Annotated in this window: 18 protein-coding genes, 1 tRNA gene and 1 pseudogene; 11 read left to right on the plus strand and 9 right to left on the minus strand. The window is 41.4% G+C overall.

Annotated features, from left to right (window positions below; genetic code table 11):
* The first annotated feature begins 2 nt into the window (after nt 1–2).
* The 9 genes and pseudogenes from AAEZ18_RS10475 to ttcA form a co-directional block, all read left to right on the plus strand.
* On the plus strand, nt 3–188 hold the full coding sequence (locus tag AAEZ18_RS10475; RefSeq protein ID WP_011328519.1) for a cbb3-type cytochrome oxidase subunit 3: 186 nt from the start codon (nt 3–5) through the stop codon (nt 186–188).
* Nucleotides 185–1,219 (plus strand): c-type cytochrome, encoded by a 1,035-nt coding sequence (locus AAEZ18_RS10480; protein WP_011328520.1) that lies wholly within the window; start codon nt 185–187, stop codon nt 1,217–1,219. Before AAEZ18_RS10475 ends, AAEZ18_RS10480 begins: the two co-directional genes overlap by 4 nt.
* A gap of 142 nt (nt 1,220–1,361) precedes the next feature.
* Nucleotides 1,362–1,853: a FixH family protein gene (locus AAEZ18_RS10485; protein ID WP_011328521.1), complete on the plus strand. Its 492-nt coding sequence runs from the start codon at nt 1,362–1,364 to the stop codon at nt 1,851–1,853.
* An 8-nt stretch (nt 1,854–1,861) separates the two neighbouring features.
* The gene (locus AAEZ18_RS10490) at nt 1,862–4,237 is read left to right on the plus strand and encodes a heavy metal translocating P-type ATPase (protein ID WP_350594856.1); all 2,376 of its coding nucleotides are present in this window, start codon (nt 1,862–1,864) and stop codon (nt 4,235–4,237) included.
* Complete coding sequence (gene ccoS / locus AAEZ18_RS10495; protein WP_008109812.1) at nt 4,234–4,401, plus strand: cbb3-type cytochrome oxidase assembly protein CcoS; 168 nt, start codon at nt 4,234–4,236, stop codon at nt 4,399–4,401. The genes AAEZ18_RS10490 and ccoS overlap by 4 nt, the downstream gene beginning before the upstream one ends.
* Nucleotides 4,394–5,065, plus strand: a complete 672-nt coding sequence (locus AAEZ18_RS10500; protein ID WP_179807964.1) for a sulfite exporter TauE/SafE family protein — start codon at nt 4,394–4,396, stop codon at nt 5,063–5,065. Before ccoS ends, AAEZ18_RS10500 begins: the two co-directional genes overlap by 8 nt.
* A 41-nt stretch (nt 5,066–5,106) precedes the next feature.
* Nucleotides 5,107–5,844, plus strand: coding sequence for an FNR family transcription factor (locus AAEZ18_RS10505; RefSeq protein WP_350594854.1), 738 nt, complete (start codon nt 5,107–5,109; stop codon nt 5,842–5,844).
* A 148-nt stretch (nt 5,845–5,992) separates the two neighbouring features.
* Nucleotides 5,993–6,919 carry a universal stress protein UspE gene (uspE, locus tag AAEZ18_RS10510; protein WP_086994913.1) on the plus strand — a complete coding sequence of 309 codons (927 nt, stop codon included), beginning with the start codon at nt 5,993–5,995 and terminating at the stop codon, nt 6,917–6,919.
* 146 nt (nt 6,920–7,065) lie between these two features.
* A pseudogene (ttcA, locus tag AAEZ18_RS10515) lies at nt 7,066–7,836 on the plus strand (tRNA 2-thiocytidine(32) synthetase TtcA); the annotation flags it as partial.
* Between the two features lie 69 nt (nt 7,837–7,905).
* Here the strand turns inward: ttcA and recD are convergent.
* The 7 genes from recD to AAEZ18_RS10550 all read right to left on the minus strand — a co-directional run bounded on the left by recD (nt 7,906) and on the right by AAEZ18_RS10550 (nt 22,881).
* Entirely contained in the window at nt 7,906–9,924 is a 2,019-nt protein-coding gene (gene recD / locus AAEZ18_RS10520) for an exodeoxyribonuclease V subunit alpha (RefSeq protein ID WP_350595295.1), read from the minus strand.
* A complete protein-coding gene (gene recB / locus AAEZ18_RS10525; RefSeq protein WP_350595297.1) occupies nt 9,921–13,562 on the minus strand; it encodes an exodeoxyribonuclease V subunit beta in 3,642 nt (1,213 codons plus the stop codon). Before recB ends, recD begins: the two co-directional genes overlap by 4 nt.
* Nucleotides 13,549–16,848, minus strand: coding sequence for an exodeoxyribonuclease V subunit gamma (gene recC, locus AAEZ18_RS10530; protein WP_350595299.1), 3,300 nt, complete (start codon nt 16,846–16,848; stop codon nt 13,549–13,551). The genes recB and recC overlap by 14 nt, the downstream gene beginning before the upstream one ends.
* Nucleotides 16,849–17,004: 156 nt before the next feature.
* Nucleotides 17,005–18,048: an alkaline phosphatase D family protein gene (locus AAEZ18_RS10535; RefSeq protein ID WP_089368465.1), complete on the minus strand. Its 1,044-nt coding sequence runs from the start codon at nt 18,046–18,048 to the stop codon at nt 17,005–17,007.
* On the minus strand, nt 18,045–19,184 hold the full coding sequence (locus AAEZ18_RS10540) for an alkaline phosphatase family protein (RefSeq protein WP_350595301.1): 1,140 nt from the start codon (nt 19,182–19,184) through the stop codon (nt 18,045–18,047). The genes AAEZ18_RS10535 and AAEZ18_RS10540 overlap by 4 nt, the downstream gene beginning before the upstream one ends.
* Before the next feature lie 69 nt (nt 19,185–19,253).
* A complete protein-coding gene (locus tag AAEZ18_RS10545; protein WP_350595303.1) occupies nt 19,254–21,623 on the minus strand; it encodes a TonB-dependent receptor domain-containing protein in 2,370 nt (789 codons plus the stop codon).
* Between the two features lie 214 nt (nt 21,624–21,837).
* On the minus strand, nt 21,838–22,881 hold the full coding sequence (locus AAEZ18_RS10550; protein ID WP_350595305.1) for an alkene reductase: 1,044 nt from the start codon (nt 22,879–22,881) through the stop codon (nt 21,838–21,840).
* Nucleotides 22,882–23,138: 257 nt separating this feature from the next.
* On the opposite strand from AAEZ18_RS10550, the gene AAEZ18_RS10555 reads away from it, so the two are divergent.
* Nucleotides 23,139–23,528 (plus strand): DUF2750 domain-containing protein, encoded by a 390-nt coding sequence (locus tag AAEZ18_RS10555; protein WP_011328538.1) that lies wholly within the window; start codon nt 23,139–23,141, stop codon nt 23,526–23,528.
* A 361-nt stretch (nt 23,529–23,889) separates the two neighbouring features.
* Nucleotides 23,890–24,864: a c-type cytochrome gene (locus tag AAEZ18_RS10560; protein ID WP_350595307.1), complete on the plus strand. Its 975-nt coding sequence runs from the start codon at nt 23,890–23,892 to the stop codon at nt 24,862–24,864.
* Nucleotides 24,865–24,991: 127 nt separating this feature from the next.
* Here the strand turns inward: AAEZ18_RS10560 and AAEZ18_RS10565 are convergent.
* Nucleotides 24,992–25,081: transfer RNA gene (locus AAEZ18_RS10565), tRNA-Ser, on the minus strand.
* 203 nt (nt 25,082–25,284) lie between these two features.
* The gene (gene nadA, locus AAEZ18_RS10570; protein WP_058373665.1) at nt 25,285–26,325 is read right to left on the minus strand and encodes a quinolinate synthase NadA; all 1,041 of its coding nucleotides are present in this window, start codon (nt 26,323–26,325) and stop codon (nt 25,285–25,287) included.
* Nucleotides 26,326–26,545: the final 220 nt, after the last annotated feature.

Below are 26,545 nucleotides of genomic sequence, written 5' to 3' on the forward strand. Positions count from 1 at the left end.
TTATGGATTATGGGACATACAGAGGCATTTTAACTCTGGTAATTTTAGTACTATTTATTGTGATTGTTGCTTGGGCATACAGCAAACGTAGTAAAACACGTTTTAAAGACGCTGCTAATGTTATTTTCGAAGATGAAAAAAAACACAACAATACGCTCTCTAACGAGGAAAAGGGGTCTGAGAAATGACTAGCTTTTGGAGTATTTGGGTTATTGTATTAACCCTATCATGTTTGTTCATTTTGTTTGGTTTACTCGTGTGGAATTTAAAAAACTACGCTGGTGTACCTGAAGGTGAAAGCTGCGGACATGTATATGATGGAATTGAAGAGCTAAATAATCCACTACCAAAGTGGTGGACTTACATGTTCTTTGCAACATTTATTTGGTCTGTTTATTACTTAGCAGCTTACCCAGGTTTAGGTAACTGGGAAGGGTTAGGTAAGTGGACTAGTTCTAACCAAGGTATTACTTCTTTGGCTGAGTCTAAAGAAGCAGTAGAACTTGCTAAAGAAGAAGGTCGCTTTGTAAAACTGGACGCTGAGTACCGCGTTGCAGATGCACGTTTTGGTCCTATTTTTAATGAACTGGCACAAATACCTGTAGTAAAATTGGTTGAGTCTAAATTTGAAGGTGACGCAGCACAGCAAGTTGCACTTGAAAATGGTGAAAAACATGCCGAGACACAAGGTCAGCTAGCAATTGAAATTGGCCAACGTCTTTTTGCACAAAACTGTTCTCAGTGTCATGGTTCTGACGCGCGTGGTGGTACTGGCTTTCCTAACCTAACTGATAATGATTGGTTATATGGCGGCACACCCGATAAAATTAAAGAAACATTACTTTACGGGCGTATAGCAGCAATGCCACCTTGGGGTGCTGCATTAGGTGAGCAAGGCGTTAAAGAAATGACTGCTCATGTACTTAGCCTTTCAGGTCGTACTGTAAACCAAAAAGACGCTGCTGCCGGCGAAGCTAAGTGGGCTATGTGTGCTGCATGTCATGGTGCTGACGGTAAAGGCTCTGTTGCACACAACTTACCCTTTGGTGCACCTAACCTAACCGACAACGTTTGGTTATATGGTGGTTCTCAACGTGCTGTTGAAGAAACACTTAACCATGGTCGTGCCGGTGTAATGCCAGCGTGGAAAGATATTTTAGGTGAAGATAAAATACACCTACTAACGGCTTACGTTTACAGCTTATCTCAAGCTAAATAGTTACACCGTTAACGAATATTTAATCTTTTAAATTCAATAGATTAATCCAGATCAAAAAAGCCTCCACTCGGAGGCTTTTTTTTAGTCTTTTACAAATATTTATTATAGTATAGCCGCATCTTCATTTTATTTTAGAGTAACTATGCAACCTACTCCGTGGTATAAAAATTTTTGGCCTTGGTTTTTAATCTTTTTTCCCTCTGCTGCAATTATTGGCTGCATTAGCTTATTCTTTACCGCCATAGGCAATGGCCCTGATATGGTGGTAGATGACTACTATAAAAAAGGCAAAGCAATTAACTTAGAGCTTACTAAGTTTGATAAGGCAAAAGCTTTATACTTACATGGCGAGCTGAATGTTACCAGTGAGCGCGTTGGTTTTAAATTTACCAAAGGCGATACGAGCAACATACATGCATTAAAACTGTCGTTTTATCATCGTACAATTAAAGCGCATGACTTTGAAGCCACGCTAACGCCTAATGCTAATCAAGAATTTACCGCATTACTTGACGGGTTTACCGACGGTGCTTATTCGGTATTTATTGAGCCTATTGATGGTAGCTGGAAGCTAAAAGAAAACATTACCTTACCAACCACCCTTGCTGTTTTAGTTACGCCTAATTATAAGTAGTATTTAGTATGTCTATAAATTGCTTTCATTGCCTTGAAAGTGTACCTAACGGGTTTAGCGCACACGTAGTAATTGATAATAAATCTCAGCCAATGTGTTGCATTGGCTGCCAAGCCGTTGCGCAAAACATTATTGATCAAGGTATGACCGACTATTATAAATATCGTACCGTTCAAGCTGGTAAAGTAGAGCAGTTAGTACCAGAGCAACTCGCCTTTATTAAAAGCTACGACAATGAAGATATTCAAGACGAATTTATAACGACCAATGACAACTTCTCAGAAGTATTGCTCAGCGTAGAAGGTATAACCTGCGCAGCTTGTGCATGGCTTATAGAAAAGCAATTACTCAGTTTAAAAACAGTAAAGCGTGTTGATGTTAATACCTCAACTAACCGCGCTATGGTGCAATGGGATAAAACCGCCACCCCATTGAGCGAAATTATTACTAGCCTTGCTAAAATTGGCTATAAAGCCTATCCGTTTCAGTCCGACTTAGAAGCACAGCAAAAACAGCAAACCGCAAAAGCCTATATTCGCCGCTTAGGTGTAGCCGGTTTAATGACCATGCAAGTGATGATGTTTGCCTTTGCTATGTACTTTGGCATGTTCTCCGGAATGGACAGTAATTTTGAGGAATACTTTAGGTGGATCAGCCTCGTTTTAGCTTCTCCGGTTATTTTATATAGCGCACTGCCCTTTTTAACTAATGCTATAAATGGCTTAAAAGCAAAACAACTCAATATGGATTTACCTGTCTCGCTGGCTATTTTTGGTGCATTTGGTGCTAGTTGTTACGCTACATTTATGCAAGTGGGTGAGGTGTACTTTGAATCGGTATGTATGTTTACCTTTTTATTGTTATTAGGTAAATACCTAGAATTTAGAGCACGATTAAAAGCCAGTGAATTTACAGCTAACTTACAAAAGTTATTGCCACTAACCGCCCGTACTCTCGATGCAAATGGCCAAGAACATATTATTGCCGCTAAAAAACTTAAATTAAACGATATTATTCTAATTAAAGCCGGCGAAACCATTCCTGCCGATGGAATTTTAATTAAAGGTAAAACCAGCGTTGATGAATCAATGATGACCGGAGAGCACCTGCCGGTTAATAAGTTTATTAATCACAGTGTTTACGCCGGCACAGTCAATCATGACGGTATTATTGAAATAAAAATCAATAAAATAGGTCAAAGCACGCTGCTAAATCAAATAATTCGTCTACAACACAATGCACTTACTAAACGCCCTAAACTAGTAGAAATTACAGATAAAGTTGCTCAGTGGTTTGTGGCTGTGTTACTTATATTTGCATCGGTAACCGCATTTGGCTGGTATCAAATTGCCCCTGAGCAAGCATTTTGGATCACTATTTCTGTACTCGTGGCTACGTGTCCTTGCGCGCTAAGTTTAGCTATTCCAACCGCATTAACCTGTTCGGTAGCCAACCTTACTCGTAAAGGTATTTTAATAAAACAAGCGCATGTGCTCGAAACTCTATCTAAAATCACTTTATTCGCATTTGATAAAACCGGCACGCTAACCCAAGGACGCTTTAGCTTAGATGCGGTCGATATACTCAGCGAAGAGTACACTAAAAATCAAGTGCTTGAGATTGCAGCCCAACTAGAGAGCTATTCAGAGCACCCAATTGCCCGTGCGTTTAGCCAATATAAAGTACCAGGGCATAAACTTAACGACATTCAATTACATCCAGGCAAAGGGATCAGCGCACAGTACAACGACACTCATTATGCTATTGGTAAAAGTGGCTGGTTTAATAGCAAAAAAACTAACGCGCAAGCAACTTTGTATATTAATCAGCAACCTATTGCCCTTTTTTACTTTGTCGATAAAATAAAAGATGATGCGAGTACGTTAATTAACGCTCTACACACACATAAGTTAACGTGTCATATGCTTACTGGCGATGCGTCTGATGCGGGGCAACGTATAGCTAAAAAACTTAAATTACACAGCGTGCAATCGGGCTGTAGCCCTAAAGACAAACAAACAGCGGTTGAGCAATGGTCAACACAAGGTGAAGTGGTTGCCATGGTAGGTGATGGGGTAAACGACAGCCCAGTATTTGCCAGCGCGCACTTATCAATCGCCATGGAAACTGGGGCCGATATTTCAAAAAATAGCGCCGATGTGGTTTTGCTCAATAGCGATTTAGCCTCAATCGAGCACCTATTAATAGTTGCCAAAAAAACTAGGCGTATTATTAAACAAAACTTAACTTTGTCTTTATTGTATAATGGCTCAATATTACCGTTAGCTGCAATGGGGCTGGTAGCGCCTTGGATGGCTGTTATTGGTATGTCGACCAGCTCAATTATTGTGATATGCAACTCATTAAGGCTGTTAAAGTTATGAGCATAATTTACATTTTAGTTCCTATCGCTATTTTATTTGTACTAATAGCTATAGGAGTATTTTTTTGGGCAGTAAAAGGCGAGCAATTTTCTGATTTAAATAAACAAGGCCATAGTATCTTGTTTGAAGATGACAAAGAGCAGCATAACAAAAGTAATGATTGACCCTATTTTTGTCAGTGCTTTTTTTATGGGCCTAATTGGCAGCGGCCATTGCATTGCAATGTGTGGTGGCATAGCCAGCTCATTGCAATTAGCCAGTAATAAACGCCAAACTCTCATTTACTCTTTTGCTTATAATATAGGCCGAGCGCTGAGTTACATGCTTGCAGGCGCATTAGTGGCAGGCATTAGCAGTAAATTTGCCACGCAAAACTCTGTTTTTGCATTATCACTGTCTTTTATAGCAGGCATTTTTATGTTGTTGGTAGGGGTATATATAATGCGCTTAGCAGCTACCTTACAATGGCTCGAAAAAGTAGGTAAAACCTTAGTTTGGCAACACCTAGTTAAATTTAATAAATATTTAATGCCGATTAACTCGCCATTTAAAGCTCTTGGGTACGGCGCTTTATGGGGCTGGTTACCCTGTGGTTTAGTTTATTCAGCACTTACTTGGGCCATGACCAGCGCAAATGCGCTTGATGGTGCATTAGTAATGCTGTGTTTTGCACTCGGTACATTTCCCGCGATGATCACAATAGGCGTTAGTGCAAAAAAACTGAGCACCCTATTTAATCACCATTGGACGCGAATAATATTAGGCAGCGTAATAATTTGGTATGGTATTTATTTACTGATCATTGCAACAGATAAGCTTGTGCATTAACATTGATCATATTGTGGCTTGAATTTTAACGGATTGAATTTATGGATTTTTCTCAAGGTCGTGCTAAAAGTAATTGTGCTATTAGCTGTAATAACTGCAGTATCAGCCAGTTATGCCTACCCTTTTCTCTTAATGGTCAAGAAATGGATAAGCTTGACGAAATAATCGAGCGCAAAAAACCATTACACAAAGGCGACTTTTTGTTTGAGTCGGGCGCGCCATTAAACGCTATTTATGCTGTTCGTTCGGGTTCGTTTAAATCTTATACTTTATCTGAGCAAGGCGATGAGCAAATTACAGGTTTTCATTTAGCCGGTGACTTAGTTGGTTTTGATGCAATAAGTAAAATGATACACCAAAGCTTTTCACAAGCGTTAGAAACATCTATGGTATGCGAAATTCCGTTTGATACCCTTGACGAGTTAGCAGGCAGACTCCCTAAGTTACGCCAACAAATAATGCGCTTAATGAGTAGCGAAATTACCTATGACCAAGAAATGCTGTTACTGCTTAACAAAAAATCTGCCGAGCAACGCTTAGCCAGCTTTATTTTTAACTTATCTGAACGCTTTGGTGAGCGTGGTTTTTCTCGTAAAGAATTTCGCTTTACCATGACCCGCGGCGAAATTGGCAATTACTTGGGTTTAACCGTTGAAACAATTAGCCGTTTATTGAGTCGCTTTCAAAAAGCCGATTTAATAAAAGTTGAAGGCAAATTTATTACTATTTTAGATAACGATGCACTGGCCAAAGCAGCTGCAATAGTAAAGCCCCGCTAATTAGCCTACTTACGTTGTAATATTCAAACCATTTAATCCATTCGATTAAATGGTTTGATCTAGAACAATAATATTTGTGCTATCCCTTTCACTGTGCTCTATTTACGTTACACTCAAGGTACACCCGTAAAGTGAATGGAGCTTGCACATGAACACGATTAAACGCATTCTTGCGGTTATTGACCCCACCAAAGACGACCAGCACGGTTTAGCTCGTTCGATTGATTTAGCTAAAAAATCTGGTGCGAGTATTACCGCCTTTATGACGGTTTACGACTTTTCTTATGAAATGACCACTATGCTCTCTGGCGATGAGCGCGAAGCTATGCGCAAAGCCGTGTTAAACGACCGCGAGCTTTGGTTAAAAGATTTAGTATCGCCTTATCAAAATGTTAATATTGATACACAAGTTGTTTGGCACAATCGCCCGTACGAAGCCATTATTAATACCGTTATTGAGCAAAGCTTTGACCTTGTTATTAAAGGCACTCATCAACACAGTACACTTAAAGCCGTTATTTTCACCCCAACCGATTGGCATTTAGTACGAAAATGTCCATCTCCGGTTTTATTTGTAAAACAAATGGCATGGCCTGCAAATGGCAACATTTTAGCGGCTGTTAATGCAGTGAGCGAAAACGAGCAACACTTAGCGCTTAATAAACGTATTATTAAAGACGCACAATTTTTAGCAGAACTGGCCAACGCCCAACTAAACTTGGTGAACGCCTACCCTGCTACACCAATTAATATTGCCATAGAAATACCTGAGTTTAACCCTGGCATTTATAACGAGTCGGTTAAAAAACATCATCATCAATCTACTAATGCACTGGCTGATGAGTTTAATTTACCCCCTGAGCAGTGCTTTATTGAAGAGGGTTTGCCTGAGGACGTTATTCCCGATGTAGCAAAACGTTTAAACAGCGAGTTGGTGGTTATTGGCACTGTAGGGCGTACTGGTTTAAGCGCGGCCTTAGTAGGCAATACTGCAGAGCATGTAATTGATAGCCTAGATTGCGATGTATTGGCACTCAAACCCGATGGTTATATAAGCCCACTCGCAAAAGATTAAATTTTGTTACCGGGCATTTTAAGTATATAATGCGCCCCTTTATTTTTAGCAAATAACTTTGCCGTATTGTTTAATAAGGGGGCGTAATTGTCTCATTCAGATCAAGCTAAAGCTCAATTTAATAAAAGTATTGCACATAAGGGTAAGATAGCTACACTATGCTCGACATGCTGCAACACTTAAAACGTGTAGCACCGATTAAGTTTGAGCTATTTGTTGTTAACTTAGATCAAAAGCAACCTGGCTTTCCTGAGCACGTTTTACCCCAGTATCTAGATAAACTAAATGTTGAATACAAAATTGTAGAAGAAGACACCTACAGCATAGTGACCGATATTATTCCTGAAGGTAAAACGACTTGTTCACTTTGTTCGCGCCTGCGCCGGGGTATTTTATACCGTACTGCTAAAGAGTTAGGTGCAACTAAAATTGCGCTTGGCCATCATCGCGATGACATGATAGAAACCCTATTTTTAAATATGTTTTACGGCGGCAAACTTAAAAGTATGCCAGCTAAGCTAATGAGCGATAACGGTGAACATATGGTTATTCGCCCACTTGCATACTGTAAAGAAAGCGATATTAGCCAATATGCGTTTGTACAGGGCTACCCTATTATTCCGTGTAACTTATGTGGCTCGCAAGAAAACCTACAGCGTAAACACACAAAAGATATGTTAGCTAAGTGGGACGCAGAGCACCCAGGTCGTATAGAAAGTATTTTTACCGCTATACAGAACGTTGTACCGTCGCATTTAGCAGATAACCAGTTATTTGATTTTACTAATTTGCAAACTGGCGAAGTAATTGATGGTGGCGATATTGCCCTAGACAAACCAGATATTCCAAAAGTGCCAATTAATAGCTTACAAGATGAAGATGCCAGCAAAGAAGTGGTTACTATTAATCTGAGCTAACTTAAAGGTTATATATAAAAAGGGTTTGCCATGGCAAACCCTTTTTATTGCACCCACCTAAAAGCTTAATCATTCAAGCTTTAAACGCTCATATAAACCAGATGCCCTAGACACACTTTTATTCATTGCCAGTAACAATACTTTTTTATCTGCCACCAGCTCAAAGGTATTTTTAGCACGCGTTATGCCGGTATACACTAACTGCCTATTTATCCCCATGCGGGCTTGTTTTAGCGGCGGCAATACCATGGCGGTGTAGCTAAACTCTGATCCTTGTGATTTATGTATAGTCATTACATATACTTTGTCGTGCGCAGGTAAGCGTGCTGGTGAAAACGCGCGTTGATTCCCCTGCTCGTCTATAAATAGTGCTTTAAGCTGGCCGCTTTCATCGGGCATTAAAATACCAATGTCGCCATTAAACAACTTAAGCTGATAATCGTTTTGGCTTACCATTATTGGCATACCGGTATAATGACGCTGATTCGGGCTTAGGGTAATAAGTCCTTGTTGTTGTAAAACGCGCTCAATACGCTGATTTAAACTATTAACTCCGTAATCACCTTCACGTACTGCGGCCAGTAGCTGATAACTTGCAAAGGCTTTATGCACCTCTGCAACGCTTGCACCTTGAGCAATTAAACTAAGGTAATGTGTGTATTTACTTGCAGCGCTTTTAACCAATTTTTCGATAGGTTTAGCTATAAAGTCGTAATCTAAAATCACATCCTTAAAACGCCCCTCAACACTTTCTTGCTCAACGTAATTTAAAACACCTGTGTTATTGGTATTTACCGCTAACGCAAGTTGACCAATACCACTTTGTGCATCAAAGCGGTAGCTGTGTTGTAAAAATGCAATGCAATCGGCAAGTTTAAACGCGCTATTACTTTGCGCTATTAACTTAGCCTCGCCGTTAAAGCATAAGTTATTTAGCTCATCACATCGTGCAGGTGAATAACCAGGTGTTTGCCCCAGTACTAACCCTTGGCATAAGTCGCTCATTACGCTGCCGGTATCTACCGAGGCCAGCTGATCTTTATCACCTAAGAGAATTAACCGTGCATGTGCAGGTAATGCCTCAATTAGTTTTGCCATCAGCGATAAGTCGACCATTGAGGCTTCATCTATAATCAACACATCTAAATGCAGTGGATTCGCTTTATTGTGCCTAAATTTATTGGTAAAGGGTTTTACCCCTAATAACCGGTGAATAGTTTGTGCACTTTCGGGGATTAACGTTTTAATATCAGCGGGTATATTAGTGAGCTTATCTTTAGCGCCTAAAATTGATTCGCTTAAACGCGCTGCAGCTTTACCTGTAGGTGCCACCAGCTTAATACTCAGTGGCGCAGTTTTATAAAGCGACTGTAAAATGGCGAGTAACTTAGTCACAGTGGTCGTTTTACCAGTACCTGGGCCGCCAGTAATAACACTAAAACCTTTGGTGGCTGCAATAGCACAGGCTACTTTTTGCCAATCGGTGGCAATGTTTGCATCGGGTGTAAAATACTCATTAAGTAGCGCGGCTAATAACTCATTATTTATATTAAGTGTACGCTCGCTCATTGTTATTAAGCGGCTCGCTAATGTTTGCTCGTATCCGGCAAGGCGCGCAAAGTAAAGGCGTTGGTTAAACAGTTGCAGTGGTTTATTGGCTCCAACGCTTGTATGGTTTTGTAAATAGCTAAGCACCTGCTCATAATTAAACCCTTCACTGAACGGGCTTAGCTTATCTGGCACGCTCCCCTGTGCTTTACTAAAATCGCTGTGGCGTAAATTAAAAGGGTTACTCCAATCAACCTCGCTTAAGGTTAAACAACTATGCTGGCTTTGCTGCGATAAACACAGTAATAGCACCAGATAAAACATCTCATTGTGCGTATTTTCGCTATCGCTGTTACTTTTACTGAGCATTTCAGCTAATTTTACATCCACAATGCGAATGCGGTTTTCGCTAAGTAAATAGGTAAGTAAAGGCACTGCTGTACTTAAAGTAGGGTTTTGCTCATTTAGCTCAAGTTCCTGATCTAACCCTTGTTCAAACTCTTGATCAAAAAGGCCCGGTTGATTATTTAGTTCACTCATAACATGGCTCCTTGGCTAAACAAACCATCTAAAATAGTCACTTGCTCAGTGGTGAGCTTTTTAAAGTACACACCTTGCCCAGCTGGCATGCCGCGTAAAAAGGTGTAATACACGCCGCCTAAATGAGTTTCAACTGAGTAATCAGCTATACGCTGTTTTAGCAAACGATGCAGTGCTACGGTGTAAATTAAATACTGTAAATGGTACTGGTGGCTACTCATGGCTTGCTCAAGCATATCGTGCTCGTAATCAGCAGCGTTACTACCTAAGTAATTAGATTTATAATCTAAAATATAATATTTACCTTGGTGGCAAAATATTAAATCGATAAAACCTTTTAACAGCCCTTTTACATGGCTAAATTCGAGCTTACTGTGCTCAAAACCAAAATGTTTTATAAGAATTTCATTAAGCTGCGGCGCACTTAAACTTTTAAGCGGTAAGTTAAACTCCATTTCTACTAGGCAATCACTTGGCGCTAGTTGGCTTAAACTCAGGCCATTACTGTTAACTGAAGAGCTATTAGCTGAGGTATCATTACCTGAGGTATTAATATTTGCATTGCTATCGTCATTCAGTGGGCAAGCAAGAACGTCTAATATCCACTGCTCAGTAATATCTTGCCAGTGTTCACTAATATGGTACTTTTCTAGGCTGCGTTTAATAACTTCTGCTAAGTTGTGCTCTTTATTAACTGGGTGCTCTATTGGGCTAGTAAAATCTATTTGCTCAAAAATTTCGTGTAAACAACTCCCCGGTTTTGCCCCCTTAGGAAAGCTATACACAGAAGGTGCTTCGTCTTCTTGTACGGCAAACTCATCTTTTTCATGATCTTCATCACTGCGCCCAGGCGCTAGGTGGTCGATATGCTTTTTAAAGCTCAGCGCACTAAAGCTGGTTGCTCGCCAATTACGCTCAATATTGGCTGTTACATTATTTATACTCAATGTTTGCTGAGCATCAGCGCTATTATTAAAGCTTAAAGTACCTTGGGCTAATAAATCCTCTGAGGTGAATTGCTGATAATCCATACCTGTATGCTCGCTGCAAAAATCGGCTAAATGGTTACGCCAAATTTGACTAATTGTAATTTCAAGCCCTGCAAATAACACATGCCCCAGCGCACTGCTTTGCATTGCCAAACGGCTACTTTGCCCTTGGCCAATGTTATACATACCAATAGCACAAAAGTGTACCGCGCGAGTGAGTGCTACATACAGTAAGCGTAAATCTTCGGCAAGGCGCTCTTGCTCTGCTTTTTGCAGTGCGTCATCCCCTTTACTTAAATCGTAAATTAGTGCGCCATTATTATGATACAGCGCTTCTTTCGTTTCGCGGTAGCCACTAGCAAAGGGCATAAATACCAGCGGATACTCAAGCCCTTTTGAGGCGTGCATAGTCACTATTTTAACTAAATTAGCGTCGCTCTCTAGGCGTACTTGCACTGTTTCGCCATCTTGCTGGCTTACCTTTTGTGCAAACCAGCGCAGTAAACGCAGTGTGCCCTCAAGCTCAATTTGTTTTTGCTGTAGTATTTCGCCAAGGTGCCTAAAGTCGGTAAGCCAACGCTCAACGTTGTAGCCTAGGCCTTGCCATTTAGCACTAAGTTGATTGTGGCTCATTAAGCGCTCAAGCATTGCCATAGCGCCTTGCTTGTTCCAAATATGGCTAAGCTGCGCAAAAAAGTTTAAGTGCTCTTGCCATTGCGCCTCGTCATCTGCCAGTGCATATATTTCGTTATAGCTTAAACAAAATAACGGCCCTGCTAACACCCCACGTAATAGCGACTCATCATACTGGCCATGTAACGCAGTTAAAAAATTAAGTAAGTGATGACTAAGCTCTTGGCTAAACACACTCTCGCGCGATAAATACACGCTGGCAATTTTAGCGGTGCTTAAGGCCTTTTTCATTATTTGCGCCTCAACACGGTCACGCACTAATATACAAATATCTGCAGCGCTTACTGGCTTTTCTCCAATACAGGCACGCCCTTGCTCGGCCTGCGTTAGTAAGGTGACTATTTTATTGGCAAAAAAGGTGGCTAAATGCTGCTGCCCAATGGCTTTGCCAGTCGGCTTGTTTTTTTCATCTGCGGCGGTGTCGCTAAATACACAAAATTCAAACGCAGTGGCTGGTTGTCCGTCAATCAAAAACGATTCGTCTGCTTTTTTACCTTTAGCGGCTACTGCATTAAACGGTATGGCATCGTTATAAATAAAGCTGTTAGCGTGCTTACCAAATAAGCTGTTTACGCTGCTTACTACATCGCTGCTAGAGCGAAAGTTAGTACCTAGCGTAAATTGCTGCTGTTTTTGCACCGCTTCTTTGGCACCAATATAGGTAAAAATATCTGCGCCCCTAAAACCATAAATAGCCTGTTTAGGATCGCCAATCATCGCCAGTGTAGTGTGCTCTTGCTGGTAAATTTTACTAAAAATACCGTACTGAATCGGATCGGTATCTTGAAACTCATCTATCATAGCCACCGGAAACAACTGGGCAATTTTTTGCGCAAGTACATTGCCTTGCTCGTTATTTAATGCACTGTGTAAATTGCTAAGTAAATCATCTGGGGTGATCACGCTTTGCTCTTGCTTGCGCTTTATTACGGCTGCTTTTACCCACTTTGCCGCATGCTGCACTACAGCAATTGCTAGCCCTTGGTTTATGGTGTTATTAAGTGCAGCAAGTTGGTCAAATTCAGTTAATAGCGGATGTGTAAATAGCGGCTGATTTTTTTTATAGTTACTTATATCGCTTAAGTTTTCACTACTCCATACCTCAAACGAATACTTGCTAGTACCAAATTCAAAAAACAAATCGCCGCCTAAACAAAAGGCTTCAAGTGCTGCAAGGCTGCCTTTGCGCCCTGGCGTTTTAGAACCACTTAAGCCCGAGCCTTTAATCGCAGCTATAAACTCTTGCTCTAATACCGCTTTTTTAAATGCAGGTACACGGATTATGTACTCGTCACGCGCTTGCCATACATCATCTAAGTTTACTTGCGGGGTTATTTGCGCATTCGCTTTATTTAAAATACTCGACACTTTGCCAAACAAAGCGTCTGGCGCGGCAAACACGCCTAAAATAGCATCGGTTTTTTCTTTATTGAGTGGATATACAAAGGCGCGCCAAAAATCTTTAATGGTTTCGAGCAATATGTCGCGCTCATCCAAAATAAACTCTAAGTTAAACGCCACACCCGACTCAAACGCGTGTTGTTTTAGCATGCGCTGACAAAAGCCATGAATGGTAAAAATAGCCGCTTCGTCCATCGATTTAGCCGCTGCATCGAGTAAATCAAAGGCGCGGTGTTTATCATCAACGGCAGCTATAACTCCTGCTATAAGCTCATCTCTTGGGTCTTGCCCAAGAAGTGCATCGCGCGCGGTGATAATGCGATTACGCACGCGGTCTTTAATTTCTTGCGTGGCAGCATCGGTAAAAGTTACCACCAGTATTTGCTCAACGCTTAGCGGCTTATTTAATAGCGAGTTTGCATCATCGGCTATTTGCATTCCCAATAAGTAACGTAAATATAGGCCAGTAATTGTATACGTTTTACCCGTACCGGCACTGGCTTCAATTAAGCTTTGCCCTGTTAGTGGCATAGTAAGTGGATTAAGCGCTTGCATGGTCACTCTCCTTAGCGTGTGCAAATAACGGGGCGAGTAATTTATCGCTCCACTGTATAAACTCGTCTTGGCAATCGTTAAGCGATTGTACCGTTAAGCGAATATAGGGGTTTTCGCCCTCGCCTCGCCCTATGTATTGCGGGCTAAATTTACTCATGGCTTTTGCTATATCGCCGCCGTTTTTTACGTACTCGTAGCCACTTACCGGAAAAAACGCCACGGGCTCGTTGCGCAGTGCTTTGTATAACTCAAACCAATCAAGTAACAATGCATCGGCATCGGTTTTACTTATTGGCGCAAAGGTAACTTGTTTATCAAGCCCAAGTATTAGCGTTTCTACTTGTTGCTCCATACTTTGCGCTACTAGGTGATAAATAAAGCCTTTAATTAAATCTTTCGCTTTTATACTAGCGCTGCGATAAAACACTTGTTTTTGCAAATAAATATGGTTTAACCAGCCTTCTATTTTAGTGTTTTCTAGTTTAAGGGCTACCTCTATAGGGTCGCTTTTGCCCCCTTTAATTTGCTCTTTCACTTGCCCTGCCAATGCGTCTACTCGGTGCTGCATACTCTCAAATATTAAGCTACCTACGTTGGCTTGTGGTAGTTCGCCGCGTTGCAATATTTGTTCTGTACTAAGTGGCAGCTCATTAATGTTGGCTTCGAGTATTTCATCAAGGTAAAAATAGCGGCGCAATGCATCTAGGCTAAAGGGCTCTTCGTCTTTTACTACTTCGTTAAATTGCGGTAATCGCAACCCTAAACTTTGTTGATAAAAACTCTCTTGGGCGTTGCAAACACTGCGAATAAACACATCGAGCTCTAACTGCTCAGGCGGTGTTGCATTAAGCGCGCTCACGACTTGTGGGGTTATTGACTCACTTGGCAGCCAAATTGGATTATAGCTGTGGTTGCTCAGCACAGTGTTTGCTTGCTCATTGGCTAAATAATAATGGCTATTAAAGGGCTGTAAATGCTGTTGGCTAATTAAACACTCTGGCAGTGTTTTTTCGCTGTCGTCGCTTAATGCAAAGCTACGCCCAATATATTCTAGCAGCTCGCTCACAAGGGTTGATGGCATGCGCGGCTGGTTGTCAAAACACGAGCGACCAATGTAACTCATGTATAAGTTATCGCGGGCACTGAGTAGCGCCTCTAAAAATAAGTAACGATCATCTAATTTACGTGATCGGTCACCTTTTTGTTTTTTAGAATAAGGCACTAAGTCAAAACCAATCGGCTGTACGTTACGCGGGTAGTCGGCATCATTCAAACCCAGCATACACACCACTTTAAATGGCACGGCGCGCATTGGCATTAGGGTACAAAAGTTAACTTGCCCCACTAAAAACCGCTGCCCTACGCCTTTTTCTTGAATGCCTTGTTTAATTAAGTAACTAACAATACGCTGCGATACCGCTTTGCTGTAGTCGCCATTATTATGATGCTTTTGTAACTCTTCGAGCACGTTTTGCAGCACCAATAAATCCCAGCTGTCGTCGCTTTCGCTCTCGTAAATTGCACTAAGCAACTCGCTTAAAACATGCGCTTTGTTGGTAAGCGTATCGTCGGGCGTTAATTGCTCTTTAAAGCTTTGTAGCACATCAATAAAATGCACTAGCTTATTAAGCGTATCAAGCGCCATGCCTTCTACTTCATCGGCGCTATAAATGCCGTTAAACGGGCATTGCTCGTCGCGCATCGCAATACCTAGTAATAAACGGTTAAGCCCGTGTTGCCAGGTATTTAAATCGATAGCGGGTAAATCAAAGCTGCTTTTATGATCGGCATTTATACCCCATTTAACGCCAACACGTTCCAGCCAATATTGAATTTGCTCGTACTCGTGTGCCTCCAGGCCAAATTTTTCGGCTATTTGTGTCACTTGTAATAAATCGAGAATATCCGACACACCAAAGCGCGAAAACGGTAAATTAGCTAAACTCGCAAATGAGCTAAGTACGGGTTTTTCTTGCTCTATGGCTAAATCGGCAAGTGCGTAAGGAATAAAGCGGCTGCCTTGTGCGCCACCAAAAACGGCTTCAATGTACGGGCTGTAAGTGCCTACATCGGGCATCATTACTATTATGTCTTTGGGGGTAAGCGCAGGGTTTTGATTAAATAAATTAAGTAAGTAGTCGTGCAGGCGCTCAACTTCTCGAAGCGGTGTATGGCAATCGCTTAGCGTAATACTGGTGTCGGTTGCACTTATAGGCAATTTACCTTCGTTGTTTATAAACCACTCTTTGTTATCGGTCAGTGACTCACCTTTAAACGCTAGCTGATAAATTTCACTTTGTATTTGCCCAAGTAAGGTGTCGTCAAACACATCAATAAAGCCATCAATCCAACGGGCGTCTAGCTGTACTAGCTGCTCAAAGTAGTCGCGACCTAATTTACCCCACGAGGATAGCAGTGGGTTGCCTATAAAGTAGTATTCTTCATCGGGATTAGTTTGCTTTTTTTGCTGCGCTTCCACCAGCGGCATTTTGGCGTATTTTGCACTTATTTTAGCGGCGGTTTTTTCATCAATAATATCGCCCCAATAATGCTCACTGGGATTAAAAAAGAATAAAAACACCTCGGTTTTTTCACTCAGCGCTGTAAATACTTCAAGCTGCGAGCTGGCAATGGCCGATATACCAAATAAACTAATGCGTTGTGGTAATAAGCTGTTGTCCATTGTCTCAAGCGCTGCCAGCAGTTGTCCTTGCATATTCGCGCGATGAAACTGACTTTGCCCAAGCTCTTGGCTTAACTGTACAATGCGTCGCCATAAATCAGGTTGCCACGGGGCAATGGTTACATCAACATCATCAAGTTCATCTGTACCGCTATCCCATGTGGCTATCCAATGCGGGCGGTACATTAAATATTGGTCGTACACGTCGGCTATTTTTTCACACAAGGCAAAGGTTTTTTGGCCGTCAATATCGCCCTCTAAATAGGTTTTTAGCGGTAAATACAGCGGCTCATCAATACAGCTTGGTAAAATAGCAAACAGTTTCCATGCAAGGTTGGGTTTATTAAACGCCGACTCTTTAGGTACATTTGGTAAAAGTTGCTGATACAACTGCCAAATAAAGCTCGAAGGCAGCGGAAAATCCACCTGCGCCGCTACACCTAAGTTTTCGCTCAAACCAATTTTTAGCCACTGCGACATACCCGGTGACTGCACCAGTACCACTTCTTTGTCGAATGGGCTTGCTAATGGGTTGGTTTTTAATAACTGATGAAACTGCGCTTGCAGTGCTTCCATACGGTTTGATTGAATAATATTGAGCATACTTACCTGTCCTTGCTTGAGATAAAACGAGTGTAAGATATTTTCAATTACAGGGGTAGCGATTAGCGCAAATTGGCTTTAATAAATCAGCGGGTTAGTTAAATTTTATACGCACAGTAGTGATGCTATTTACTGTGCGTTTTATAAGGGCGATAACTAATAAGGGCTAATGCTTGAGAGTTTAAACTGACTTTGCATTATTGCTTTACCATCAATATCTTTGAGCTGTAATGAAATTGACGGGTCGGCTTGTTGCCAGTCTATGCTTAAATCGCCGTAATTAACCTGGTGGGTAAAGTCCCCTATTCGGTGTGTGTTAGGGCTTACATTTTTCCATTTTTCGGTTAGGCCAGAACTGGTCATTTCTATTAGTGGGTAGTCAAGGTTGTGCTTATACTGTGAAATTTCGCCCCAGTGGGTATCGCCGCTAATAATAACTACGCCGTTTACTTTATGCTTTTTGATCAGTGTAAATAAACGCTTTCGATCGTCGGGGAAATTAGCCCACGACTCCCACCCTGTAAAATCGGGAAGTAGCTGTAAGCTTGAGGCAATTAGCTTTATAGCCGCGGGCTTTTTAAGCTCTTGTTCAAGCCATTGCCACTGCGCCTCACCAAGCATTGACGCGCCTTTAACATGACTTGGGCTATACGGGCCTTGATTATTTAGTTTGCGCTTAGTGTCGTACTCCAACTTACTTACTGCGTTTAACGCATCTCGGTTCCAGCGCAAATCTGGCATAATCACCTGCACAGTTTGCTCACCTTCACCATACGTATACGAGGTATAAATACCATCGGGGCGAGTGCGTCGTGGTGAGTTTGCAGGTTCTTGCCAAAAATCGAGCATAATTTGCCGCGACTCTTCTTTATGCGGATACTCTTTACCTGCATCGTTTTGGCCATAATCGTGGTCATCCCACATGGCTATAATAGGCGTTTGTGCTTTTAGTGTTTTAAAACCGGGCTTTGCCCCTAAACGCTGATATTTATTAGCAAGTACGCTCATATTATTAGTGTCGCCATAAATATTGTCACCTAAAAATATAAATAAATCGCTCTGCTCTTTGTTTATAGCATCGAATATAGGAATGCTTTTATCTTGATGCCCGCACGAGCCAAATAATATTTTAGAGGGAGCACTCAAAGCACTAAAGCTTACAAGTAAGTTGGTTAATACTACCGCGGTTATTATTTTCATTTTACAATCTCATTAATCGCCGGTGCCATATTCGAATTTATCTGCTTTGGATTTTGCCCAAGCGCCTTTAACACTGTTGCGGCAATTTGCGTTTGTTTTAGCTCAGTAGTTGTTTTAACTAAGCCTTGGCCTTTTATTGCAGGGCCAATCGCGGCAAGCCAAATATGTTCGGAGCCTATAATGCCCTCGGGAAACTTATTTTCGCCTAAATGCAGTGCTGCTAAGGCGCGTTTTGAACTGTGATGCTGCCAGTCGCTTGCGTTACTACCACGGCCATGATCTGTGGTAATAATGAGGGTAGTGTTATTTTTATAACCCGGTGTTGTTTGAATGGTATTCCATAAATCAGCTATAAAAGCATCACTTTGTTTTGCCGATTTTAAATACGCGTGGTAATCACCATCGTGAGCAAAGTCGTCGGTCTCTCCTAAACTTATTACTAATAATTTTGGTTTTTTAGCTAACATATACGCCTTAGCAAACCGATAAGTAAAACTGTCTAATCGTACATTGCTCCAAGGGCTCGGAATTTCATTTTGCATGGCATTTAAAAGTGGCGCATTTTCAAATAAATCCTCCTCAATTGGCATAAATCCGGCGTTAACATATACCTTACTGCGCTCAGTATTAAGTATTGAAGGAAATACATCCCAGCTACCAAATAAGGCGGTGTTATTTTTAAACGCGGGTTGGCGCTCCAAACGCTCTAATATAGTGTGATTTGGGTTAGGGATTTTATCGTTGCTATTAATACCTTCATCTACCTCACCGCTAAGTATTTCGTTATAACCGGGATACGAAAAATACCACGGGTTACTTACCGACATATTAGAGCCTTGTGCTCTATTACCCATTATTACCCCTTGCTTAGCGACAACCTGAGTAATAAATGGCATCAGCAGTTGCTGGCGTTTTGCCGGGCTGTTATGCCAAAACTCTGTATTTAACTGCTCTGGCTTTTTAACAAAATTGGAATTATTAATCAGGCTTTTATCTGCACCACTAAACACCTCTTGCCAGCGTACACCGTCAAGCGTTACCAACACGACGTTTGATGGCGTTTTTTGTACTGCCGCTGCAAAGTCGCTCGCTAAGGCAATTAAACTAAATACACTTACTTTTAAAATCGTTTTCATCTTGTTACCTGACTATTTTTATAACAAAAAGCCCATTAATAATGGGCTTAAAATAATTTACATTACGACTTAAAAATCTGCAGTAAAGGTAACCGCGGCTGTACGAGGCGCACCAATAAAGTAAGTTTCCCCATTGCCTGTACCACCTGCTAAGTAGCTTTTATCGGTTATGTTATAAACCACAAACGAGAGATCAATGGCTTCAAATGGCCCTGCATTTACATCGGTTGAGTAGCCGGCATTAAAGTCGAGTACCGTGTAGCCGTCTACTTTATTACGTGCTCGCGTACCTTCGTCTTGCCATGCACCTAAGCGCTCACCGGTGTATTTAGCCGACAAACCAACACGAAAGCCGTCACTAAAGTAATCGGTAGATACAACCAATAAATCTTCTGCTGTATCTATTAAGCTATCGCCTTTTTTAAAGCTTGGCGCTGCAGTGTTACCCTCATTATCTTGTAGTAATACACCTTGCGAGTCATATGCATTTGGATCATCAGATGAATATTCAGAGCTGCTATTGGTATACGACGAATAAACACTCCAGCTTGGTGTGAGCCTATAACTGGCAGAAAGCTCTAACCCCTTAGAATCGATGCCCCCTACATTTATGTATGAGCCATTAGTGCCAATAGTGTAGTCAATTCCGCCTGAATCACTGCCAGGTGCAATAAAGGTAATGCGGTTATCAAACTTAACGCTGTAGGCCGTTGCGCTAAGCGTTAAGTTATCGGCTTGGTAGCGTACCCCAAAATCAATGTTTTTCGCTGTTTCTGGTTCTATTTCAGTCAGTGTTGAACTGTCGCGCTCTAGCACCCCGTCTTTAATTGCAGCAAAGTTTTCGCTGTAACTTGCAAATAATTCGGTATCGTTATTTAACTGATACAGCGCGCCGCCACTAAATAACACATCAGAGTCGCTGTCTACTTTAGCTGAGCTTTCGTTAGCAAAGTGGTCGTACTTTTGTAACTCAACTAAATACTGTTTAGCGCCAATATTTAAGGTTAAATCGCCTAAGTTAATAAAGTCTTGGATGTACCATTTGAACGTATCTGTATCAAAGGTATTTTTGTACTGAGTCCAGTAAGGAGTGTTTTCAAAATGATGAAAAATACGCGCATCAATTACTTTGTGCCAATCACGCGACTCTTCTCGCTCGCTTTGCTCATACCAAAAACCAGCCTCAATATCGTGATCACCAAACGTTGCTTGGTAGTTAGCGGTTACGCCTAAACGATCTTTTTTGTAATGAGTATGACGATAAGACATAACGGGCGTTGCTGTATCGTCGTAACAGGCCGGATTTAAACCAGGCCCCGACTCCCACGGCCAATTTAAGCTTGCTGTACAGCCTGGGTTAGGTGCAAGCGGGTTACCCTCGCTATCAGCAAAACCATACGAGCCAGCATTAGTACCGCCTTGTGTTGTTGGCTCGCCGTTTTCATCAACCGGGGTTGTTAAATAAGGTGGGATCCAATCCCCTCGCCCCGAGTTTTTATGATAATAAGGGCTAATCGTTAATAGTGATGTGGGCGAAATTGCATATTCAAATTTTAAATAACCTAAGGTGTTTTTACGTAGCGTCCCCCAACCTTCAGCAAACATTTGATCAAAGTGCGGAACCCCTGTCCAGTTCCACGTTAATTGATCCCAATTGGGGGTTTGCTCAAATTGCTCAATACTCACGCTGTTGTAGTTAGTTTCGCTTACATCGTCGTAAGATAAACGTCCGGTTAGGGTTAAATCGTTAAAATTAGATACAAACTTAAGCTCAGCATGTTGATTGTCTTTACCGCCATTACTTCCCGAGCCAATCCAACGGCTGGTGTCGGTTTGCGAGTAGCTTACGTATGCTTGGGTATTATCAAAAACAGTGCCTGTTTCGTGCTTAATATAATAACGCGAGGCGTCGTGGCTGCCCGATGTATAGGCAAACGTAGTGCCTTTTTCGAGACTGGGATCTTTACTTACAAAATTAAATGTACCGCCTAGCGCTTCCAGCGATGCCGATTTAATATCAGACGTACCTTGGCCTACTTCAACTGTAGCCAGGTTTTCGCTGTCTAGGTAACGGTTAGCTTTAGCGCCGCCACCGTAATTAGAGCCACCATTGGGTATGCCATCTACTGTCATCCCTAATTGCTGTTGGTTACCGTCTATACTAAAACCACGCATTGTAATTGTGGTAGACCAGTCGTCACCACCAAATGCATCACCTTCGTTTATGCTAATACCCGGTAAATTATCAATCACCGACAATATACTTGCTACCGAACTTTGTTGCTCAAGCATTGCAGGCTCAATAACGTTGTTAGCGTAGCTGGTAGGCTTAGCGACTACGGTTATTTCTTCTATAGTTTTGTCGTTTGCATAAACAGATGTTGATACAGCCATGGCTATAGCCATACTCAAAAGCGATTTGTTTTTTAAAGCGTACATTGTTGTCCCGTTTAGTTTTAATTATTAAAAATTAATTATTATGAAAACGGGAGCAGTATGAGTTTTAAATATGACAACGGGGATGAACTTTATTTACATAAAAATTAAACAAATATGGGAAATTTATGGCAGGAATATGTACAAAAAAAGACAACCCAAAAGTAAGCTTATGGGTTGTCTTAAAAATCGTTTTAAATAATTATAAAACTAATAGTTACACCAGCTCGCTAAGCATATCGGCATTGTATTCTACCAGCGGTTGATTATTACTAATTTTGCTTATGTAGTCTGGGTTTGCAATAAGTGGGCGACCAATGGCAATTAAGTCAAACTTAGCGTCGTTAATCGCCTCTTTTGCTGTTTCAAAACTATAGCTACCCACACCTACTAACGTACCTTTGTAGCCTGCGCGTAAAAATTCAGAGGTATTTTTGCCTTCAAGCGAGTCAAAACGCATGCTGTCGTCAAAAATTCCACCATGTAAGTAAGCAAGATCTTTTGTGTCTAATTCAGCTAACAAATAATCAAATACGGCTTTGTCGCGGCTATCCTCGGTCATATTAAAATAAGCACCCGGCGTTACACGAATAGCGGTACGTTCGTTTCCAACGACAGCAATAACTGCGTCGGTTACTTCAAGCGCAAAACGCGCCATGTTCTCAGGCGTTTGGCCGTATTCATCATTGCGCTCATTTGCTGCATAATGTAAAAACTGATCAATTAAATAACCGTTAGCACCGTGAATTTCTATGCCATCGAAGCCTGCTTCTATTGCGTTTTCGGCTGCTTTTGCGTAATCGGCTACTAAGCTTTTAATATCATCTGTGGTTGCCGCTTTTGGCGTAATGTAAGTAAGCTCACGCATGCGCGGAACTGTCCCTTCTACACCAATTGCTGATGGCGCAAGTACATCGCCATCAAAAAAGTGTGGGTGAGCAACACGGCCAACATGCCAAAGCTGGGCAAATATTTTGCCGCCATTGGTATGTACTGCGTCGGTTACTTTTTTCCAGCCCTGAATTTGCTCACTAGTAAATAAACCCGGCGTATTAGGATAGCCTTGCGCGTCTGGGCGAATAATTGTCGCTTCGCTAATAATTAACCCTGTATCTGCACGGCGCGCGTAGTAGTCAACCATAGCTTGGGTTGGCATTAGGTTATCATCAGCCATACTGCGCGTTAACGGCGCCATTAATACGCGGTTTTTAAGCTCAATTGTGCTGTTTAATTTATACGGGGCAAGTAAATCAATCGACATTGTGGATCCTTTGTGTGGGAATGGCTAAGCACTAAATGCTCAACCTAAATAGCAAGTATGGTGTGTAAATGCGGCCATTTGGTAAACATTCAAGGGTATTTTTGAATGAACGCTCAAATTAATAATAAAACTTATACTTACAGAGCCGTAAATTAGATCTATATAGGGTAAATTAAATAATAACTTTTCACCACACTGTCATATAACTCGATATACTTACACTTAATACCAAGCCATAAACTTAGAGTAAGCAAATTATGACAACAGCAAATAACACAGAACAACACGACGTAATTTTAGGCCTTGGTGCCAAAAAACGACTCGCTTTTATGTTTGAAACCACACAGCAATTTAAACAAGTATGGATTTTAAACGATGACGATGGCTGCGTTATGCTCACCAACGAAGATGACGACTGCGTACCCGTATGGCCAACTCGCGAGTTTGCACAAGCATGGGCCACTGGCGAATGGGAAGGTTGTACGCCTAAAGCTATTCCCACACAAGATTGGATAAACCGCTGGACACCCGGCTTAGAAGACGACGACTTACTTATTGCCGTTTTTCCAACCGAAGACGACGACGGCACTATACTGTTTCCGGATGAGTTTGATACACAATTAAAAATGCCAAAGAAAAAATATTAAGCACTTTCCCTCAAAACAGTAAAGCCATGCTCAAATAATGGTTTTACTGTTTTATACACCCCCTTTACAATTGCGGCCCTTATTAAATCCTCGCTTTATATTACTAAGCTATAAATTTCCGTCCAATTAAATCGCCCGCTAAATAGCATAATATTGTAACTATTAATGACCAACACGCCCTAAATATTAAAATAAAATATACATTTTAAATAATTATTAACTATATTTTTAAATACAATAAATTATGGTTTTTTTAATCGCTAACTTTTAGCCAAATAACGTCGGCAAACCGATTTAAAGCAATAGGAAAATGGTTTTTCAGGCGTATAATCCACACACTTTTATACCCTAGGGTCAAATTATGTTTACACTCCGTCACATTACTATTTTAAGCGCTATCTTAGCGCTATTTGCTTGCTCTGAGCCAGTACCTGAACCAGCTAAACAAACAACCGCTAAAACCACTGCTGTTGAAAAAGCAACCAGCCAAAATGCAACTAGCATTACTACAAAAGCAACGGCCGAACCACAATCAGATATACAAAAAGCGCTAAGCAATGCACCAGTAATTACTAACCTATCAGCAAGCCACCCAAACACCTTACCAACGCCAAATATTAACGATTTAGACAATAGCCCTGAATCTGATTTAATTCGTTACGGGCGTTTATTAGTTATCGATACCTACCGCCAATTACCCGAAAACGTTAATAACAAACTAAACTGTAGTTCTTGCCACCTAAACGAAGGCCGCGTAGCTAACGCAGCCCCTTATGTAGGTATGAACGTGGTTTATCCTAAGTTTCGTAGCCGTAATGCTAAAATAAACACTATTGAAGATCGTATTAATGGCTGTTTTCAACGCTCAATGAACGGCCAACCATTAATAACCGACTCTACACAAATGCAAGCTATGGTCAGCTACATGAACTTTTTATCGCAAGATATAAAAACGAAAGATGACTTAAAAAGTAATAATGGTTTTATAGCAATTAACAAAGACCTAGAGCCAAACGCAGAAAATGGCAAAACACTGTATGCGCAGCACTGTGCAAGCTGCCATCAAATGGACGCCAAAGGTTTATACCCTAGTGGCACTTATATGTTCCCAGCAGTAGCAGGCGATAACTCATTTAACGACGGCGCAGGTATGGCACGTACTTATACCGCAGCTGCATTTATAAAAGGCAACATGCCACTTGGCCAAGAAGGTATTTTAACTGACAAAGAAGCCGTTGATATTGCATTTTACTTTAGCCACCTAGCACGCCCAGCATTTGCCGCTAAAGCAAACGACTGGCCTGAAGGCGGCGCACCAAAAGACGTACGCCGTTAATTGTATTAACTACGGTTAAATAATAAAACTAAAAAGTCAGTTGGATTAACCCACTGGCTTTTAATAACATATATAATTTTATTACAGGCACAAAAAGGACGTCATAAGACGTCCTAATATTGAATAATGGTGGAGGGAGAGGGATTCGAACCCTCGTTAGGGATTAACCTAAACACACTTTCCAGGCGTGCGCCTTCAGCCACTCAGCCATCCCTCCACGGCGTTGCTACATACTAGGTAGTGCAACAAGCGCGCTATAGTATGAAATAGCCGCCATAGGTGCAAGGCATTTTTAGTTTTGAGCTTTTAACTGCTCACTTATCATTCATATTTTTTATGCTGTGCACAAAAAACGGCTATGCGGGTGGCATAACCGTTTTTTAAGCGTTAACTTAACGTGCGTTTTTATATTCGTTAACTTTACTTTGCCATTGTGGCGGTAAAATCAAGCATGCGGTTAAGTGATTTAAGTGCGCCTTCGCGTAAGTCCATGTCAACAAACACTTCTTTACCTTTGGGGTCTATCAGAGCTTCTTCAATCGCTTTTAAGCCGTTCATTGCCATCCAAGGGCAATGCGCACATGTTTTACATGAAGCGCCTTCACCGGCTGTTGGAGCAGCGAAGAATTCTTTGTCTGGGCATAGTTGCTGCATTTTATAAAAAATACCGCGGTCAGTTGCTACAATAAACTTTTTGTTGCTCATTGTTTGCGCTGCTTTTATTAACTGGCTGGTTGAACCAACTGCATCAGCAAGGGCAACAATTTCCTCTGGCGACTCTGGGTGTACGAGTACGCCCGCATCTGGGTGCAGCGCTTTCATGTCTTTTAGAGCTTTAGTTTTAAACTCGTCATGAACGATACATGCACCATTCCACATGATCATATCAGCTCCGGTATTCTTTTGAATATAGCTACCTAGGTGCTTGTCTGGGCCCCAAATTATTTTTTCACCTAGTTCATCTAAGTGCTCAACAATTTCCAGTGCACACGATGAGGTTACAATCCAATCTGCACGCGCTTTTACTGCGGTAGAAGTATTTGCATACACTACTACTGTGCGGTCGGGGTGCTGATCGCAAAACGCTGAGAATTCATCTACCGGGCAACCTATGTCTAACGAACAAGTCGCTTCGAGCGTTGGCATAACCACGGTTTTGTTAGGCGTTAATATTTTTGCGGTTTCACCCATAAAACGCACACCCGCTACAATGATCATGTCGGCATCGTGGCGTGTACCAAAACGCGCCATTTCTAGCGAGTCGGCAACGCAGCCGCCGGTTTCTTCGGCTAGTGCTTGTATTTCAGGATCGGTATAGTAATGGGCAACTAATACGGCATTTTTTTCTTGCAGTAGTTGCTTTATACGTGCTTTGTATTCGCCTTGTTCGTTTTGTGTTAACGGTGCTGGCTTAGGAGGGAAAATATAGCCTTCAGGCATAATAGTTTGAGCTAGACTCATGTTCTCGACCACTTCATCTATATTGCATTAATTACGATGAATTATACGAGAATATAAAGCTAAATAACAGCTATCTGCTCAAGGTGTTTATAAATAAAAAGTTGAAGTTTTAAAAAGACGCTATTAAGAAGGGATTGTCTAAAAATGGTGGGGCATGATGGATTTGAACCATCGACCAATTGATTAAAAGTCAACTGCTCTACCAACTGAGCTAATGCCC

Origin of the sequence: Pseudoalteromonas sp. 19-MNA-CIBAN-0066 (genome assembly GCF_040308705.1) — a bacterium.
GTDB classification, from domain to species: domain Bacteria; phylum Pseudomonadota; class Gammaproteobacteria; order Enterobacterales; family Alteromonadaceae; genus Pseudoalteromonas; species Pseudoalteromonas nigrifaciens.